Raw genomic sequence first — 17415 nt, 5'->3', positions numbered from 1 at the left:
TAGGGTGGCTGCCATGAAACTCATTGGCCTTACAGGCGGAATTGGCAGTGGCAAGTCAACAGTTGCAACGCTCTGCCGTGAACGAGGGTGGCGCGTGGTAGACGCCGATGGCATTGCGCGCGACGTCGTCAAGCCCGGGCGGCCTGCGTTAGCGGAGCTGGCGGCAGCATTCGGAGAAGATATCCTCTTGGCGGACGGCAGCCTCAACCGCAAAGAATTAGCTCGGCGAGCCTTTGTGGATAAGGAACATACCGAGTTGTTGAACTCCATTACCCATCCACGCATCCAAGCGGAAACGCAGCGCCAATTCGACGAGGCACGTGAAGAAGGCTATGACTTTGCCGTTTACGATATGCCGCTATTGGTGGATAACGGTTTAGACAAAGACATGGACTACGTCATCGTGGTCGACGTGGCCGTCGAAGAGCGCGTCCGTCGCCTCGTAACTTCACGCGGGCTGGAAGAGGACGATGCGCGACGTCGCATAGCAGCGCAGGTAACGGATGAGGTAAGACTAGCCGCGGCCACGCACGTCATTGACAACAACGGCACGCTGGAGCAGCTGCGTGCGCGAGCGGCCGAGGTCATGAACCGTATAGAAGCGGAGTCATAGACGCGGGGTCACCCAAACTTTAACCGTTGGGTGGTTAGAGTTTACGCAGTTTCGAAGTTGCGTTAACTTTCGCGTCTTAAGCTACTCGCCGTGGGAACGTGGGATACTGGGCCTTTTGATAATCACGCAGCGCGAGAACTGCTCGCTAGCTTGCGTGATAGCTCTTTCGATCTCAAAGCCTTTCAGAAGTCATGTGCCGAAGAGCCCATGGACTCCGATGACGCAGAAACCATGATCGCACTGGGCGCCTTGTTGAAGCTGAAAGCTGATGCGCTGCCGGAAGGAATCCACCGCGAGGCTCTTGCGCCCCTGTATACGCCGCAGTCTAAAGCGTGGCTGCGCCGCCGCATTAATAGTGCGATGCGACCAGAGACGTCTTCTGTTTATGCGCTGTGGGAGACCACCGGCGAGCTGGAAGAGTGGCTGCGCACCGCGCAGAACTCCTTGCCTTGAGCACATAGCTAGCCGCGCCGTATAAGCAGTAGAGTAGTGGGCATGGCTTTTGCTGCTGAACATCCTCTTATTCCAAATTCCGAGCACCGCGTCGTCAGCGAGGTCGAGCGCACCCCAGGTGAGTTTCAGGTTGTCTCTGAATACGAACCGGCCGGCGACCAGCCCGCCGCCATTGCAGAGCTCAATGAACGCCTCAACCGCGACGAGCGCGATGTCGTACTCATGGGTGCTACCGGTACAGGTAAGTCCGCCACCGCTGCGTGGTTGATCGAAAAACAGCAACGGCCCACGCTGGTAATGGCACCAAATAAGACTCTGGCAGCGCAGCTAGCGAACGAGCTACGTCAACTCTTGCCGCATAACGCGGTGGAGTACTTCGTCTCTTATTATGACTACTACCAGCCAGAGGCTTATATTGCGCAGACGGATACCTATATTGAGAAGGATTCGTCCATCAACGAGGACGTAGAGCGCCTGCGTCACTCGGCTACTTCGGCCCTGCTGTCCCGCCGGGACGTGGTGGTTGTGTCCTCTGTATCGTGCATTTACGGCTTGGGTACCCCGCAGTCCTATTTGGATCGCTCGGTCATTATTTCCGTGGACGAGGAGCTGGACCGGGACCGCTTCCTCCGTTTGTTGGTGGATATCCAATACGAACGCAACGATGTGGGATTTACCCGCGGCACCTTCCGTGCCAAGGGCGATACGGTCGATATCATTCCGGCTTATGAAGAGCGGGCAGTGCGCATTGAATTCTTTGGCGATGATATCGATTCCCTCTACTACATTCACCCCGTCACTGGCGATGTCATCGAGGAAGTAGACGAGGTGCGCATCTTCCCCGCGACCCACTACGTGGCAGGACCCGAACGCATGGAAAAGGCCGTAGCCGCCATCAAAGAGGAATTGGCCGAGCGCCTGGAGGATCTGGAAAACCGCGGCAAACTGCTGGAGGCACAACGGCTTCGCATGCGCACGGAATACGATCTAGAAATGATCGAGCAGGTAGGTTTTTGCTCCGGCATCGAGAACTACTCCCGCCACGTCGATGGCCGTCCGGCCGGCTCCGCGCCGGCAACGCTGCTGGATTACTTCCCCGAGGATTTTCTCACCATTATTGACGAGTCGCACGTCACGGTTCCACAGATTGGCGGCATGTTCGAGGGCGATATGTCCCGCAAGCGCAACCTGGTGGAATTCGGTTTCCGGCTGCCCTCCGCAGTGGATAACCGCCCGCTGACCTTTGATGAGTTTGAACAACGCGTCGGACAGACCGTCTACATGTCTGCCACGCCTGGCGACTTTGAACTTACGTCCTCGGACGGTGAGTACGTGGAGCAGGTGATTCGCCCGACAGGTCTGGTGGATCCGAAGGTTACCGTCAAACCCACTAAGGGCCAGATTGATGACCTTATTGATGAGGTACGCACCCGCATTTCGCAGCAAGAGCGAGTACTGGTGACTACGCTGACTAAGCGCATGGCAGAAGACCTCACCGATTACCTGCTGGAGCAGGGGATTAAGGTGCGCTACTTGCACTCGGATATCGATACCTTGCAGCGCGTCGAGCTCTTGCGGCAATTGCGCCTAGGCGAGTTTGATGTGCTGGTGGGCATTAACCTTCTGCGTGAGGGCCTTGACCTCCCCGAGGTATCGCTCGTTGCCATCTTGGATGCAGACAAGGAAGGTTTCTTGCGCTCTACCACCTCGCTCATCCAGACCATTGGCCGTGCTGCCCGTAACGTCTCTGGCGAGGTGATTATGTATGCCGATAAAATCACCGATTCGATGCAGGAGGCAATCGAGGAGACGGAGCGACGCCGCGAAAAGCAGATAGCCTATAACAAGGAACATGGCATTGACCCGCAGCCTTTGCGGAAGAAGATTGCCGATATCCTTGACCAGGTCTATGAAGACGGTGGGGACGAAGAGTCCAACTCTGACCCCTCTGCAGTGGTGGAGAAGCGGGATATTACCAGCATGGCTACCGATGAGGTGCAGGCGCTTATCGACGACCTCTCGGCCCAAATGGGTGCCGCCGCGCGCGAGCTCAAGTTCGAATTGGCTGGACGCCTGCGCGATGAGATTGCTGATCTAAAGAAGGAATTGCGTGGATTGAAGGAAGCGGGAATCTAGTTTTCTCCCCCTGAAAGTGATGATTGGCTCCGCGGGTACTTTTCTAAAGGGCTGCGCTAGTTATACTGGATAAGTGCCAGAAGCGCCGTTTAGTTGTCACTGTGAAGTAGTTCAACTGCAAGGAGAATAATGCTTACCTATAAAAACATTGCCGTCGGCACCGATGGCTCTGAAACCTCCCTGCGCGCGGTCCGCGCTGCGGCGTCCATGGCACGGGCGTACGACGCTAAGCTGATCATCATCTCAGCTTTTTATAACCACGCTGGATCCATGCTTGGTGCTCCGAGGGGCGACGAAGCCGGTCTGCCCGTTGTAAGTGAGGACATGGCCGGTACCTACCTGACCAATGCCACCCGTATCGCCGAGTCGGAGGGTGCGGAACACATTGAAATCGTAGGAAAATCTGGAGACCCAGTAAAAGCCTTGTTGGAAGTAGGCCAGGACTATGACGTGGACCTGTTCGTGGTGGGAAACCGCGGCGTGAATTCCGTTCGTGGTCGAGTCTTCGGTTCTGTCCCAACGGAACTAACCCACAAGTCAAAGGTAGACGTCGTCGTAGTTAATACCAGCGAGAAACGTTAATCATTTTTCGTTGTTACACTGGCAGTAATGCCTCTGTAGGCTAAATAAACACTCCGGGTACACACCCACAAAGAAAGGTCATCATGAGCGACTACAACTCGATCGTTGTCGGTACTGACGGTTCTAAGTCTTCTCTCCTCGCTGTAGAGCGAGCAGCAAAGATCGCCGCTGCATTCGATTCCAATCTGATTATCGGTTGTGCTTACTACGAGAACCAGGAGCAGGCTTCCAAGACCCTGCGCCAGGATTCCGTAACCATTTTGGGCGATGAGAAGGCGGAGGCAAACCTCAAGGATGCTAAGGCACACGCTGAGAAGTTCGGCGCTTCCAAGGTAGAGACCGCTGTTCGCCCGGGCACCCCAGTGCAGGCCCTGATGTCCATCGTCAACGACAACGATGCTGACCTGCTTATCGTGGGCAACCGCGGCATCAACTCCCTGACCGGTCGCCTGCTGGGCTCCGTGCCGGCAGACGTTGCTCGCCAGTCTGACTGCGATGTAATGATCGTTCACACCGTCAGCTAACTGCGGTGATTAAAACCCGCCTTGGTCTTATTGGAAGGCCAAGGCGGGTTTCGTCGTTAAGCGCAGCTTACTCCGCAGGGTGTGCAGCGTCGAATGCGGCGGCAATGGCGTCGCCGTTCGCGCCCTGAATCAAAGGGATAGAGAAGTGGCCCTCCTCATTGGCATCAGCCAAAGGGCTCAGGGAGCCGTGGGAGAGCAACTGCTCTTGCGGGCTCAGATTGCGGATGAGCACAGAGTGGATCCGGTCCGGATGCTCATTGGCCACATCGCCGTAGGTGAGCGGATCATGCTGTCCGTCATCGCCAATGAGAATCCATTGCATATCCGGGTAAGCAATGAGCAGATTGCGCAGCTGAACACGCTTGTGCTCCTGACCGCTGCGGAAAAGTCCCGTTTCCGTTGGGCCCCAGTCCGTCAGCAGCATGGGACCCGTGGGGAAACCATGGTGAGACAGGAATTTCTTGAGCGAGCCAAAGGTATTCCAAGCGCCCGTAGAAAGATAAAACACTGGGGCTTGGGGGAAGCGCTGCTGTAGCTGAGCATAGAATTCGGCCATTCCGGGAACCGGCTGTCGCTTGCTAGGGCGCTTAGCCCAGGAATTCCACGCCGCGGTGAGTGCGCGCGGCAGCCACGTGACAAGCACCGTGTCATCGATATCGCTAACGATGCCGATCTTGGCCGCCGGATCAACGATAAGTAGTTGGACCTCCACGGCATTCGCGTTTGCGGCCTCGATTGTTGCCGTATGCCATCCGGGCTCTAATCCGTGGTCATGGATTAGTAAGTCAATGTATCCGTTGCGGTCAGTGGTGCCGGTGACAGTCTTTTCCCCAATAGTCACCGAAACGTCATGGTGTCCTACTTGAATGGTAAGAAACTGCTGGTAGCCGCGCTCACCCCACGTATCCCTCTTGCCTTCATCAGGATCATGCATCAGTACGCGGCCGAAGATTCTCACCTGATCGGTGGTGCCATAACCTGTATATCCCACAATCAGGGGCTGCCATCCACGCCGTTTGGAGCGCTTCAAAGTAATGGAGTTAAGTGAGCTTTCAGCTTTGCGCATGATGTCAGATAAGGCCATGGCATAAAGCTTACGGGAGCCTAAAGAACTTCGCCGCAGTCACCAACGAGCGTGAGGGATTGAGTAGCACGAGTGATGCAGACATAGAGGTTTTGCAATCCCTGTGGGGAGGCATCCACGATGCGCTGCGGATCGAGCACGACCACGTGGTCAAACTCGAGGCCCTTGTAGCGCTCCGCCGTGGCGGCGTCAATAACCGCTGTGAGCCTGCCGTCCTCTTCGCTGTGTACTCCAGGGGTGTAGGTGCCCTGCTCAAGCCGGCGCACCTGTACCCCATCACGGATGGCTGTCGCCGGAATGGCGTCAGGGTTTATCATTTCCAAAAGTCCATTGGCCAATTCCGTAATGGGCTGCGGGGTGCGATAGTTGACGGTTAAGAAGTGGTGACGGAAGCGTTGAGCCACGAAGGGCTCGAGGGCCTCGCCCCAGTCATCAACACCTGCCGGGGAACCAGTCTGGGAGGTATCACCCACCAAAGTCATCCACCGCGAAGGGCAGCGGCGGAAGAGCATTCGCCACTCCATAGGTGTTAATTCCTGGGCTTCGTCCACGATGATGTGACCATAAGCCCACGTATGATCTTCGCGGGCGCGTTGGGCAGTGGTGCGCTTATCGCGTACCTCCTGGCGGTGCGCCAAGGTTTCGGCGTCGATGACATCGTGGGCAGAGAGGATTTCTGCTTCAAACATGTCATCGTCGTTATCTGTGGACTCGGAGGAAGACAAGATATCCAATGCGTCTTCCGCATCCGCCACTTGCTCGCGCCACGCGGCGTCATCGGCTGCCTTCTTTTCTTCAGGGTTGGGTAGGCCGATGAGGACGGCAAGCTCGTCTAGCAAGGCCGCATCCGAATCCGTCCATGCTCGCCCCTCTGCACGGTAGAGCGCTTCTTGGGTTTCCTCGTCATATCCGTGCGCGGCAGAAGCGATGCGCTCGCGCGAGGAGACTAGAGCAGCAAGTACATCGGTGGGGTGTAGTTCGGGCCAAAACTCATCGATCAAGGCAGTAACGGCCGCGTCCTCAGCAAGGTCATCGTGGAATTGATCGATATCGGCGCGCGACAGGAGATTCTTTCCGCCAAGCGGATCGGCACCGACCTTTTCTGCCATTTGCTGGGCAAGGTCCTCTACGAGGTGCTCGATGAAGGCACCACGCGCCTCATTGTGCGGCTTGCGCGAGCGCCGTGCACGTGTGCGGGCGCTTTTCACCATGTGTGGTGTGACGCTTAAGGTAAGGCCGTCGACGGTCAGCTCGCGAGGGGCGTCGGGAAGCAACTGGTAGTCCTTGACCGCAGTGGAGAGGATTTCCACCATGGCGTCGCTGCCCTTGATTTCCCGAGCCACGAGGTCTTCTTCGTGGTCCGGCTCAATTCCAGGAAAGAGCCCGCCGATGGTGGAGAGCACCACGCCGGTCTCGCCCAGTTCTGGGAGCACGCGCGAAATATAGTCCAAGAAGCTGCTATTGGGGCCGACGATAAGTACGCCGGTGGCAGAAAGTAGCTCGCGGTGGGTATAGAGCAGATAGGCAACGCGGTGCAGCGCAACTGCGGTCTTACCGGTGCCGGGGCCGCCTTCTACTACCATCACCCCGCGGGTGTTATCGCGGATAATCTCGTCCTGCTCCCGCTGAATGGTCTCCACAATGGAAGCCATGTGGCCCGTGCGGGCTCGCTGCATGGCGTGATAGAGAGCGGATTCGCTCGCTACGCCGGCCTCTTCTTCACGCACGCCGGGGCCAGCAAGGACTTCATCATGAATGCCAGTGACGGTGCGCCCCTTGGTGCGGATTTGGCGGCGGGTGTGCACGCCTTCTGGCTGGGCGGTAGTAGCGAGATAGAAGGGCCGTGCCATGGGGGCACGCCAGTCAAGCAGTAGCGTGCGATAGTCCTCTTCACGCGCATCGAGCCCCATGCGGCCGATGTAGCGGCGGTCTAGGCCTTCCGGGGTGGGATTGTCACCTGGGGCATCGATGTCGATGCGGCCAAAGACCAAACCCATCTGTGCCACATTGAGACGATCCAGCTTGGCTTGGAGCCCGTGGTATTCCGTTTCGCGGCGTACCAAGGCATCCGCGTCCGGGGTGGAGGGATCTACGTCCGCCTGCACCTCATTGAGCCGTTCATTTGCAGCAGCCACCTCATCGTCAAGCCGGGAGAAAAGGCCGTCCACATAATCTTGCTCCGTAGCGATGGCTTCGCGCTCCGAGGAACCTGCGGCCGCCGCGTGCTTTTGGGATGCTGAGTTCACGTGACTCCTTGGTGATTGGACGTTGATGGGGTGGAAGGTGCCGGGCACGCTGTCCGGCGAGGGGGAGAGATGAGTTTAGACCCTGCTGTGACAAAGAACAACGGCCCAGCATAAGGCTGGGCCGTTGAGTCATCGCCGAGATACTCGGCCGAGGAAGATGTGGCTACTTAGAGCGCTTTTCCAGCTTCTTGATAGCTGCCTCAATCTTCTTATTTGCCTCCTGCTGCAGCTTGTCAGCGTGCTTGGAGGCCTTCTTGTTTGCGCGCTTCGACTTGGCGCCATCCAGCTTGGCGACGGCCTTATCGGCACGTGCCTGAGCCTTGGTAGCTGCCTTCACAGCACGGGTACGGGCGATGTCGCGATTAGCCTGTGCGGTCTCGAGCCAGTCACCCTTATTGTCTTCAACGTACGTCTTGGCGTTGTCGACCGAGTCCTCGATGAAGGACTTGGCGTTGCCCAGCAAGCCGCGGCCAGACTCCTGCCAATCGTCCTTGTTGTCCTCTACGTAGGTCTTGGCATCGTCAACATAGGACTTTGCAGTATCCAGCAGACCTCGGCCGGTGGACTGCCAGTCATCCTTGTTGTCGTCTACATAAGCCTGTGCCTTGGCAGAGGTCTCGTTGATCCAGTCACCGGCCTTGGAAGACAGCTCGTTAGCACGGGCAGAGAGTTCTTCGCGCTTCTGCTCGGACTCAGACTTAGTAGGCAGCGCCTGCTGAATCTTCTTATTCGTACGCTTGCCGGCCTTCTGCGCGCGCCAACGCAGGGCAGGCTTACCCTCGGTGTCCTGGGTAGCGATAAACAAGGCGCCGAGCAAAGCGGTGTTGGTAACGAATCCGTTGCGGCGAGATTCCTTGTCTTCCTTGTTGTCTGCTGCCCAGAAGCTATTCTTGCCAATCAGGTTAGGCAGGGTAGCGGCGGCCAGAACCGCAGCGGAAGTGCGCGGTGCCTTGCCCAGAGCCAAGGTGGAGCCGGCGCCTACCTTAGCGCCGCCAATGGCGCGGGTAACTAGTTCTGGGTCATTGGGGATGTAGCCCTGGTACTCAGAAGGAACGGCCTTGCGCACGGTCTTGAGGAAACCCTCGGTTTCCTTGACATGCTCGGACGCGTTGCGCAGGTTGTCTACGCCTTCCCATACAAATACGGATGCCAGCATGGGGCGGGCAAGCTTGCGAATCATAGTCCTTAAAGCTCCTTAGCTCGTTGTTCTAGACCTATCGTGTGCTAGACCATTGTACGCGGAAATTCGCCGTTGGATCACCAGCGGCGTTCCCACCAGTCACCAAGCTTGGGGCGCTCCTCGCCCAAGGTCGTGGACTTGCCGTGTCCCGGGCGCACGATCGTATTGTCGGGGAACTCATCAAAGATGCGCGCGGTGACGTCCTTATATAGGCGTACGAAGTCGCCCTCAGAGGTGGTCTTGCCCAAACCGCCGGGGAAGAGGGAATCGCCTACGAAGAGGTTGGTGACGCCATCGATGCTTGCAACAAGTGCCGCCCCGCCTGGGGTGTGGCCGCGCAAGATAATGATGGGCAGCTGAAGGCCCGCGAACTCGATGGAATCGCCCTCGCGCAGCTCTACGTCTACCTCAGCTGGGATGGCGGGGGAATCGAGGAAAGAGGCGTAGTGAGTAGCGCCCGTTTCGGACAAAATCTCCTCGAGTGCGCGCACGTGGTCCCAGTGGCGGTGGGTAGTAAGCACCGCGGTGATTTTCACTCCGGCCTTGCGGGCCATGTCGAGGATTGCGGGGGCGTCATCGGCGGCGTCGACAAGCAAGCCCTCTTCGCCCGCCTGTAGGAGGTAGCAGTTATTGTCCATCTCGGAGACGGAAATTTGATGTAGCTGAAGCTCGTTAGTCATGTGTCCTAGCCTACGGGTACATTCGAGGGAAGATTGCAATCCCTAGTACTGGAGGTCTGAGCACAGTGGCTGATCGTTTGGTGGTGCGTGGTGCCCGCGAGCACAACCTCAAGGGCGTGGATATCGATATCCCCCGCGATAAAATGGTTGTTTTTACCGGCCTATCCGGCTCCGGTAAATCTTCGCTGGCCTTTGACACCATCTTCGCTGAAGGCCAGCGCCGCTACGTGGAATCCTTGAGTTCTTATGCCCGCATGTTCTTAGGGCAGATGGACAAGCCCAACGTGGAATTTATTGATGGCCTGTCACCCGCAGTGTCCATTGATCAAAAATCCACCAACCATAATCCACGCTCTACGGTGGGCACGATCACGGAGATCTACGACTACCTGCGCTTGCTCTTTTCCCGTGCTGGTACGCCGCACTGCCCTAAGTGCGATGCGGTAATTGAGCGCCAAACACCACAGCAGATCGTGGATGCGGTGCTTGAACTAGAAGAAAAGCTAAAGTTCCAGGTACTTGCACCGGTAGTGCGCAAGCGCAAGGGCGAGTTTGTGGATCTTTTTCAGGATCTTTCGGCGCAGGGTTATTCCCGCGTGCGAGTGGATGGAGAAACCCATCAGCTCAGCGATCCTCCCAAGCTCAAGAAGCAGATCAAGCACAATATTGAGGTAGTGGTTGACCGCTTGCAGGTAAAGGCCTCGCAGAAGCAACGCTTAACGGATTCGGTGGAAACGGCCCTGCGCTTGGCCGATGGTCTGGTCACCATCGAGTTCGTGGATAGGGAAGAGCTCACCCACACGTACTCGGAGAAGGCCGCCTGCCCGAATGGCCACACGTTGACCATTGAGGAGTATGAGCCCCGTGCTTTTTCCTTCAATGCCCCGTTTGGTTCTTGCCCGGTGTGTGATGGTTTGGGTACCAAGCTGGAAGTCGATGTTGACCTGCTTATTCCGGATCCGGATGCCCCGGCGGTTGATGCGATTCAGCCGTGGCACTCCTCTCCCAACTCCCGCTACTTTGTCAAGCTAGTGGAGGGTCTGGGCAAGGCAATGGGCTTTGACCCTAAGACGCCAGTGAGCGAATTGACCAAGGAGCAGCGCCACGCGCTCATCTATGGCACGGACGAGGAGGTGCAGGTTCGGTACAAGAACCGCTATGGGCGCCAACGCAATTGGACCGCGCCGTTTGAGGGTGCCACCGGTTTCATTCACCGCAAGCTGGAAACGACCGATTCTCAGTCCCAAAAGGACCGCCTGCTGCAGTACACCCGCCGCGTGCCGTGTAGCACCTGTAAGGGCACGCGCCTGAAGCCGGAGATTTTAGCCGTCCGCTTGGCTTCTACTACTCACGGTGAGCAGTCCATTGCGGGGCTGTGTGCGCTTTCGATTGAAGATGCCTCTGAATTCCTGGACTCTTTGGTGCTGGGGCACCGCGAGGAAATCATTGCCGGTGCGGTACTCAAGGAAACCCAGGCTCGGTTGCGCTTCCTTCTGGACGTCGGTCTGAATTACCTGACCTTGGATCGCGGCGCGTCCACGCTTTCGGGCGGCGAGGCGCAGCGCATTCGCCTGGCCACGCAGATTGGTTCCGGCTTGGCCGGCGTTCTGTACGTGCTCGATGAGCCTTCCATTGGTTTGCACCAACGCGATAACCAGCGCCTTATTAAGACCCTGCAGCGTTTGCGCGATATTGGCAATACCCTCATTGTGGTCGAGCATGATGAAGACACCATTCGGGAGTCCGATTGGCTCGTCGATGTGGGCCCGCGTGCCGGTGAATATGGTGGCGAGGTGGTCTACCAGGGCGAACCGGCGGGAATTGAAAAGGTAGAGGAGTCCCTGACTGGCCAGTATCTTTCTGGCAAGAAGGTGCTCGCCGTACCGGATCACCGCCGCGAGATCGACAAGGATCGCACCCTGAAGGTCGTGGGGGCACGCGAGAATAACCTCAAGGGCATAAACGTCGAAATCCCGCTGGGAGTGCTGGCGTGCATTACCGGTGTTTCCGGCTCGGGTAAATCCACCGTGGTCAATGAGATTTTGGCCAAGACTTTGGCCAATAAGCTCAATCGTGCCCGGCAGGTCCCCGGCCGGGCCAAGCGCGTCGAGGGCGTGGAGCACCTGGATAAGCTAGTCCAGGTAGACCAGAGCCCGATTGGCCGTACCCCGCGTTCCAACCCGGCTACCTATACGGGCGTCTTTGACAAGATCCGTAACCTTTTTGCCGAAACCCAGGAGGCCAAGGTTCGCGGCTACAAGGCCGGCCGCTTCTCCTTCAACGTCAAGGGTGGGCGCTGCGAGGCATGCCAAGGCGATGGCACCATCAAGATCGAGATGAACTTCCTGCCGGACGTGTATGTTCCGTGTGAGGTGTGTGAGGGCGCTCGCTATAACCGCGAGACCTTGGAGGTACACTACAAGGGCAAGAACATCGCCGAGGTTCTTGATATGCCAATTTCTGAGGCAGCGGACTTCTTCGAGCCCATCAACTCGATTCACCGCTACCTTGCCACGCTTGTCGACGTTGGCTTGGGCTACGTTCGCCTCGGCCAAGCCGCTACCACGCTGTCGGGCGGTGAGGCGCAACGCGTTAAGCTCGCTTCGGAACTGCAAAAGCGCACCAACGGTAGGACCATCTACATCTTGGACGAGCCGACCACTGGTCTGCACTTTGAGGACATCCGCAAGCTGATGTTGGTTATCCAAGGCCTCGTTGACAAGGGTAATTCGGTGCTCATCATTGAGCACAACCTCGATGTCATCAAGGCTGCGGACTGGATAGTGGATATGGGGCCGGAAGGCGGCGCCGGCGGCGGCACCGTAGTCGCGCAGGGCACCCCGGAAGATGTTGCGCAGGTGGAAGGCTCCTATACCGGAAGGTACCTAAAGGACATGTTGAAGTAGGGACACTGTGAATAGTTACCGCCTCGGCGTTAGCCTGCTGGCAGCGCTCACTCTGCTTACTGTGAGCGCCTGCTCCGGCGATCCTGAAACTGAAAACGTCCCAGCGCCGTCGACTAGCTCTCCGGCACCTGACCCGGACTCAGTGCGCACTCAGCTTGACCGTGCAGTAGACAAGACCGCAAGGAAGTACCACGCCAAGGTTGGGGGCGCTATTTTGGCCGGCGATGACACCATTGCTGTGGGCGATAAGGGCAAGGGCCCTGTCTGGTCCACCATTAAGGTGCCAATCGCCATCGCGGCGCTCAAAGACGGCGCGGATAAAAGCCTGGTTGACTTGGCAATCAAGGAATCCGATAACGATGCCGCCTACTCCTTGTGGTCCCAGGTGCAATGGCGCGAAGGCTCCGCCGATAAGGCAGTCGAGGAATTGCTCGAAGACTATGGATCGCACGCGGATATCCATGACACCGCCTTCGGCTACTCCACGTGGTCATTGAAAGACCAAGCAGTCTTCGGTGCTGAATTGCCCTGCATTGAGGAGGCGGACTACGTCCACAAGGTGCTCAAAGACATTGTGTCCTGGCAGAAGATTGGCCTGTCGAAAGAAAACCGAACCCGCGCCAAGAGCGGCTGGGGCTTGGACGAGGACGACAATGAGTACACCTACCGCCAATTTGGCGTTCATGAGGTTGCTGGCAAGCGCGTCGGCGTCGCGTTATCTGTGGTTACCGATGGCGAGGACTATGCCAAAGCCGAGCCAGCGGTAAAGTATCTCGCCCATGAGTTAGTGGACATCGTTGATAAAGGGGTAGAGAAGGGCAACATTGAACCAGCTGCTCAATGCAAGGACAGCTAAGCGAGTTGCGATTTGGTGGAAAGGGTAGAAGCTGCTATCCTCAAAGCCACTACCGCCCATGACGCCTTGTCGAGGTTCGTGGGTCACAAGCGGAGCTTCTCCCACCCGATGCCGCGAACACCGTTCGTAGGATAAAGGTAAAGGTAACCAAGCACTCGTGCTTGGCACTGTGAGAACTCCCGGCTGTCTTTGGCAGACCGGGTTTGATTCGTTTGTGGTCCCGGTAGGTGAACTACTTACTCATACACCCCCTAATCGAGGAGAACCACAATCAGCGCTGAAGCTCGCATCAATGAGCGTATCCGAGTACCCGAGGTCCGTTTGGTGGGCCCCGGTGGTGAACAGGTGGGCATCGTCCGTACCGATGATGCTCGCAAGCTTGCATACGAGGCTGACCTTGACTTGGTTGAGGTAGCCCCGAAGGCAAAGCCCCCAGTGGCCAAGATCATGGACTACGGCAAGTTCAAGTACGAGCAGGCTCAGAAGGCTCGCGAAGCCCGTAAGAACCAGCAGCAGACCGTGGTTAAGGAACAGAAGTTCCGCCCGAAGATCGATGATCACGATTATGAGACCAAGAAGGGTAACGTAGTTCGCTTCCTCGAGAAGGGATCCAAGGTCAAGGTGACCATCATGTTCCGTGGTCGTGAGCAATCGCGTCCGGAGCTGGGTTTCCGCCTCTTGGAGCGTTTGGCCGATGACGTCGCTGAAGTTGGCGTTGTTGAGTCCCGCCCCAAGCAGGATGGTCGCAATATGACCATGGTCTTGGGTCCGGTTCGCAAGGGCAAGAAGTAGACCAGATTCCACGTAGGATTTAAGGACTTAATACTCATGAAGCAGAAGACCCACAAGGGCACCGCAAAGCGTATCAAGGTGACCGGTTCCGGCAAGCTGCGCCGTGAGCAGGCTGGCCGCCGCCACCTGCTGGAGGGCAAGCCGTCCAAGCGTACCCGTCGTCTGAAGGGCACCGAGGCAGTCGCACAGCCTGACACCAAGCGCGTCAAGCGCCTGCTCGGCCGCGCATAATAGCGCCGAATCAACCCACATCCGCCATCACAATTCGAATTAAGGAAGTATCACTGTGGCACGAGTAAAGCGCTCAGTTAACGCAAAGAAGAAGCGTCGCGCGATTTTGAAGTCCGCTAAGGGCTACCGCGGCCAGCGTTCCCGCCTGTACCGTAAGGCGAAGGAGCAGTGGCTGCACTCCATGACTTATGCTTACCGCGATCGTCGCGCCCGTAAGTCTGAGTTCCGTAAGCTGTGGATCCAGCGCATCAACGCTGCTGCCCGCATGAACGACATCACCTACAACCGCCTCATCCACGGCCTGCGCCTGGCTGAGATCGAGGTTGACCGCAAGATCCTGGCTGAGCTTGCTGTCAATGACTTCGAGGCATTCTCCGCACTGTGCGAGGCTGCTAAGGCCGCTCTGCCTGAGGACGTCAACGCTCCTAAGGCTGCCTAGTCACTAGGAATATAACGCCCGTTTCTCCGGCTTATGTGCCGGGCGAAGCGGGCTTTGTTCGTTTTACACTCTATCTGTCTAGTGAGCTCGGTCTCGCATGCTACATTGAGTCCAGACCACGAGTGACCCCGAGACCAAGGAGCAGATTCCCTGTGACAAACCCAAATGGTAGCTACCAACCAGAAAATGGCGAGTATTCTGGCCAGTCCTATGACAACAACCAGGGGCAGCAGTACAACCCCTATAACCAGCAGGCCGGTTACCAGCCGCAGTACAACCAGGGCTATGCACCACAACCGAATATGGGTTCCTATCCGGTGCAGCAGCAGTATGTGGCGCAGGGACAGCAAAAGTCTTGGATTGCGACTTTGCTTCTGTGCTTCTGTGCTTCTTCTTGGGCTCCTTCGGCGCGCATAACTTCTATACCGGCCGCACGACCTTCGGCGTAGCGCAGCTGGTGCTTAATATCCTGGGCTGGGCTACTTTCTGGTTCTTGCTCGGATTCGCGTTTTGGGCCATCCTCGGAATCTGGGTCTTCATTGAGTTCATCATGATCATTGCCGGCGCCGGAGATTACGATAAGGACGCCCGCGGCGTGCCACTAGCTAAGTAGCACTCAACATTGTGATCCTGTTGCCACACGGGCAACAGGATTTTTTGTTTTGCATACGCAGCTGGGTCTGAGTCTGGGGCTAGGCAACTAGTAGGTAGGGTAGGAGCCATGAATTTGGATTTTGACTCTGCCTTTACTGAACGCACCCCGCGCATTGTTAACGCAGCCAAGCTGCACCGTGCGGCTAACCGGAAAAAGGCGAAGCAATTCCTGATTGAGGGAGAAAACGCCGTAGATGCCGCGGTGTCTACTGGCGCTGCTGTCGATGTTTTCGTCACTGAAAAGGCCGCAGAACGCTTCGGTGACATTATTACCGCCTGTGGATACATGGGGGTGTACGTACATCCCATCACCGATAAGGCGGCTAAGCATTTATCTGATACCGCCACTACCACGGGGCTTTTCGCGCTGTGCAAGCCGGTCCTGTGGTCCGCGGGCAAAATCCTTAACGGCAAGCCAAGTTTGGTTTCTGTTCCCGTGCTTACTTCGGAGCCGGGCAATGCAGGCACGTTGATTAGAACTTCCGACGCCATGGGCGCAGATGGAGTAATTTTTGCGGGCGAGACTGTCGATCCCCTCAGCTGCAAGGTAGCGCGCGCCTCAGCCGGCTCGCTATTTCATGTCCCTGTAGCGCGAGACCCCAATATTAAGGACGTCTTGGGGCAGCTGCGTAAATCGGGCATGCAGATTGTGGCGACGGCTGCCGATGGCGAGGTAGACCTAGCCGAGGCAGATTTGTCTCAGCCAACGGCGTGGCTCTTTGGCAACGAGGCGCATGGGCTCGGCGAATTGCTGGAAGAGGCTGACATGCGGGTGCGTATTCCGCTGCGCGGCCGCGCGGAGTCACTCAACCTGGCAACAGCCGCCAGCATTTGTCTTTATGAGTCCGCAAAGGCCCAAGAGCGAAGCTAAGTAGAACCCCGAATGAAAAGGGGGTCCCTGGGGCGGTCGGGCTAGCCGGGACAGAGTAAGATTGCACGCGTTAGTTTTCGCGCGAGAAGAAGGTACGAAGTACGTGTCCGATACACCGCAGATCGAATTGACCGAAGAGGCTCTTGGGGCCGCGGCCGATAAGGCTATCGCAGCCTTCGACGCAGCCGAAACGCTCGATGAGCTGGCTGCAGCCCGCCGCGAGCACCTAGGAGATGGCGGCTATATTCCGCAGGCTCGCCAGTCATTGGGGCAGCTGCCCAAGGATCAGCGCAAGAGTGCTGGCAAGGCTGTCAACATGGCCCGCGGCAAGATGGAAAAGCGCTTTGCCCAGGTTAAGGATGTCTTGGAGCAAAAGGCTCGCGAGGAGCAGTTGCGAGCAGAGACCGTTGACGTCACCATTCCCACCACTCGCACCCAGACTGGTGCTCTTCACCCAATTACCGCATTGTCTGAGCGCATTGCGGATATTTTCGTCGGCATGGGCTGGGAAATCGCGGATGGCCCCGAGGTCGAGGCAGAGTACTTTAACTTCGACGCTTTGAACTTTAAGCCGGACCACCCAGCACGTACCCTGCAGGATACGTTCCACGTCTCCGGCGAGGGCTCTAAGCAGGTGCTACGCACGCACACCTCCCCAGTACAGGTGCGCACGATGCTGGAGCGCGATGTGCCGCTGTATATCGCTTGCCCCGGCCGCGTATTCCGCACCGATGAGCTGGATGCCACCCACACCCCGGTTTTCCACCAGGTAGAAGGTTTGGCCGTGGATAAGGGCCTGACCATGGCTCACCTGCGCGGCACCCTGGAGCACTTGGCCAAGGTCCTGTTCGGTCCGGAGACCACGACGCGCATGCGCGTGAATTACTTCCCGTTCACCGAGCCCTCTGCCGAGGTTGATGTGTGGTTCCCCAATAAGAAGGGCGGCGCCGGTTGGATCGAGTGGGGCGGCTGCGGCATGGTGAACCCCAATGTGCTGCGCGCCGTAGGCGTTGACCCAGAGGAATACACGGGCTTTGCCTTCGGCATGGGCCTCGAGCGCACGCTGCAGTTCCGCAATGGCTTGACCGATATGCGCGACATGGTCGAAGGCGATGTCCGCTTCACCGTGCCGTTTGGCGTACAGGCCTAAAACCCAGAAAGGATAGAC

The 17415-nt window shown here is 57.5% G+C and carries 17 protein-coding genes; 13 read left to right on the top strand and 4 right to left on the bottom strand.

Going from position 1 to position 17415, the window contains the following annotated elements:
* Window positions 1-13: 13 nt before the first annotated feature.
* The 5 genes from coaE to MHY08_RS08995 all read left to right on the top strand — a co-directional run bounded on the left by coaE (window position 14) and on the right by MHY08_RS08995 (window position 4308).
* The gene (gene coaE, locus MHY08_RS09015) at window positions 14-613 is read left to right on the top strand and encodes a dephospho-CoA kinase (protein WP_239191354.1); all 600 of its coding nucleotides are present in this window, start codon (window positions 14-16) and stop codon (window positions 611-613) included.
* Between the two features lie 90 nt (window positions 614-703).
* Entirely contained in the window at window positions 704-1066 is a 363-nt protein-coding gene (locus MHY08_RS09010) for a DUF4259 domain-containing protein (RefSeq protein WP_239236341.1), read from the top strand.
* 42 nt (window positions 1067-1108) lie between these two features.
* Window positions 1109-3202, top strand: coding sequence for an excinuclease ABC subunit UvrB (gene uvrB / locus MHY08_RS09005; RefSeq protein WP_239236340.1), 2094 nt, complete (start codon window positions 1109-1111; stop codon window positions 3200-3202).
* A 129-nt stretch (window positions 3203-3331) separates the two neighbouring features.
* A complete protein-coding gene (locus MHY08_RS09000) occupies window positions 3332-3784 on the top strand; it encodes a universal stress protein (protein WP_005323274.1) in 453 nt (150 codons plus the stop codon).
* Window positions 3785-3867: 83 nt separating this feature from the next.
* Window positions 3868-4308 (top strand): universal stress protein, encoded by a 441-nt coding sequence (locus MHY08_RS08995; protein WP_005323273.1) that lies wholly within the window; start codon window positions 3868-3870, stop codon window positions 4306-4308.
* 67 nt (window positions 4309-4375) lie between these two features.
* Here MHY08_RS08995 and MHY08_RS08990 read toward each other — a convergent pair whose 3' ends face one another.
* The 4 genes from MHY08_RS08990 to MHY08_RS08975 form a co-directional block, all read right to left on the bottom strand.
* Window positions 4376-5392, bottom strand: a complete 1017-nt coding sequence (locus MHY08_RS08990) for an App1 family protein (RefSeq protein ID WP_204609220.1) — start codon at window positions 5390-5392, stop codon at window positions 4376-4378.
* A 20-nt stretch (window positions 5393-5412) separates the two neighbouring features.
* The gene (locus MHY08_RS08985) at window positions 5413-7638 is read right to left on the bottom strand and encodes a UvrD-helicase domain-containing protein (protein ID WP_204609218.1); all 2226 of its coding nucleotides are present in this window, start codon (window positions 7636-7638) and stop codon (window positions 5413-5415) included.
* Window positions 7639-7801: 163 nt separating this feature from the next.
* Entirely contained in the window at window positions 7802-8818 is a 1017-nt protein-coding gene (locus tag MHY08_RS08980; RefSeq protein WP_204609216.1) for a DoxX family protein, read from the bottom strand.
* A 77-nt stretch (window positions 8819-8895) separates the two neighbouring features.
* Complete coding sequence (locus tag MHY08_RS08975; protein ID WP_204609214.1) at window positions 8896-9498, bottom strand: MBL fold metallo-hydrolase; 603 nt, start codon at window positions 9496-9498, stop codon at window positions 8896-8898.
* A gap of 65 nt (window positions 9499-9563) precedes the next feature.
* Between MHY08_RS08975 and uvrA the strand changes: the two genes are divergently transcribed.
* From uvrA to pheS, 8 genes are all read left to right on the top strand, one after another.
* Window positions 9564-12404, top strand: coding sequence for an excinuclease ABC subunit UvrA (gene uvrA / locus MHY08_RS08970; RefSeq protein WP_239236339.1), 2841 nt, complete (start codon window positions 9564-9566; stop codon window positions 12402-12404).
* Between the two features lie 7 nt (window positions 12405-12411).
* Window positions 12412-13260: a hypothetical protein gene (locus MHY08_RS08965; RefSeq protein WP_239236337.1), complete on the top strand. Its 849-nt coding sequence runs from the start codon at window positions 12412-12414 to the stop codon at window positions 13258-13260.
* Window positions 13261-13530: 270 nt separating this feature from the next.
* Window positions 13531-14052 carry a translation initiation factor IF-3 gene (gene infC, locus MHY08_RS08960; protein ID WP_080970442.1) on the top strand — a complete coding sequence of 174 codons (522 nt, stop codon included), beginning with the start codon at window positions 13531-13533 and terminating at the stop codon, window positions 14050-14052.
* A 36-nt stretch (window positions 14053-14088) separates the two neighbouring features.
* The gene (rpmI, locus tag MHY08_RS08955; protein WP_005323265.1) at window positions 14089-14283 is read left to right on the top strand and encodes a 50S ribosomal protein L35; all 195 of its coding nucleotides are present in this window, start codon (window positions 14089-14091) and stop codon (window positions 14281-14283) included.
* A gap of 55 nt (window positions 14284-14338) precedes the next feature.
* Window positions 14339-14722, top strand: a complete 384-nt coding sequence (rplT, locus tag MHY08_RS08950; protein ID WP_005323264.1) for a 50S ribosomal protein L20 — start codon at window positions 14339-14341, stop codon at window positions 14720-14722.
* A 376-nt stretch (window positions 14723-15098) separates the two neighbouring features.
* Window positions 15099-15335, top strand: coding sequence for an NINE protein (locus tag MHY08_RS08945; protein WP_239236334.1), 237 nt, complete (start codon window positions 15099-15101; stop codon window positions 15333-15335).
* Window positions 15336-15443: 108 nt separating this feature from the next.
* Window positions 15444-16247 (top strand): RNA methyltransferase, encoded by an 804-nt coding sequence (locus tag MHY08_RS08940; RefSeq protein WP_204609205.1) that lies wholly within the window; start codon window positions 15444-15446, stop codon window positions 16245-16247.
* Between the two features lie 103 nt (window positions 16248-16350).
* Window positions 16351-17397: a phenylalanine--tRNA ligase subunit alpha gene (pheS, locus tag MHY08_RS08935; protein ID WP_239191338.1), complete on the top strand. Its 1047-nt coding sequence runs from the start codon at window positions 16351-16353 to the stop codon at window positions 17395-17397.
* The last annotated feature ends 18 nt before the right edge of the window (window positions 17398-17415 follow it).

Source organism: Corynebacterium sp. ACRPJ, assembly GCF_022347345.1.
Taxonomy (GTDB): Bacteria; Actinomycetota; Actinomycetes; order Mycobacteriales; family Mycobacteriaceae; genus Corynebacterium; species Corynebacterium tuberculostearicum_D.
This window is presented reverse-complemented; position numbering and strand designations above follow the sequence as displayed.